The sequence below is a fragment of the Pseudomonas sp. PH1b genome (genome assembly GCF_000633395.1).
In the GTDB taxonomy this organism is placed as follows: Bacteria; Pseudomonadota; Gammaproteobacteria; order Pseudomonadales; family Pseudomonadaceae; genus Aquipseudomonas.
The window spans coordinates 1-723 of sequence record NZ_AYMU01000077.1; the positions used below are offsets into that span (position 1 = coordinate 1).

Sequence of the window (723 nt, forward strand, 5' to 3'; positions counted from 1 at the left end):
AGGTGTAATAGTGGGGTTTAGCGGCGCAACCGAAGAGCAAGATGATGGCAAACAGCAGGGACAACAGACGCACGAATCTTCCTTGAGAGCTTTTCAACAACGCACTGCCCACCTGAAAACCACCTGTGGCATGGCGATAAGCGGCGGCATTAAATGAAACATCATCAAGCTATTACCGGGCATGACTGCAGCATCCTCTCACTTCTGATCGATACCCAATCTCCCATTGATGTCCTGCACAATGCAGCGACGTATCGCATTCGCGATGTGACTCAACTGCTGGAAAATTTTGCGATTTCTGATAAAGCGCTCAAAGGTGCAGTGGTGCTACTGGAACTGTCGCTGGTGTTCAGCATTTTGCTGCGAGATGGGTGTGATTTTATGGATGTGACGACAAGGCGGATGCAGGAACAGGTGCTTCAGTAATTAAAAAGGGCGGCTTGAAAGTCGCCCTTTTTCTCTCGCAGAAGATCGGATACCGATCGATCAAAGGCTTACTTGGTTTCTTTGGCAATAGTGCCCAGGCCTGCATCCTTGACCAGATAACGCCCCTCCACATCGCTTAACACCTTCAAGCTGTTGCGAGCCATTACCACGCCAACCTCAACCTCTTGCTTGAGGTAGATAACCTCGCCTGCCTTGACCGTCACGGGCATATCTGCCCAGTTTTCAGCCTTGGAGCTGATCACGTGCTGACCTGGGGTGACGTAGAAATAGATATAT

Annotated in this window: 1 protein-coding gene and 1 pseudogene; one reads left to right on the plus strand and one right to left on the minus strand. The window is 50.1% G+C overall.

What is annotated here, in order from left to right; genetic code table 11:
* The first annotated feature begins 153 nt into the window (after positions 1-153).
* Complete coding sequence (locus tag U873_RS0134050) at positions 154-426, plus strand: hypothetical protein (protein ID WP_025132480.1); 273 nt, start codon at positions 154-156, stop codon at positions 424-426.
* A gap of 68 nt (positions 427-494) precedes the next feature.
* Here the strand turns inward: U873_RS0134050 and U873_RS0134055 are convergent.
* Positions 495-723, minus strand: a pseudogene (locus U873_RS0134055) (hypothetical protein); the annotation flags it as partial.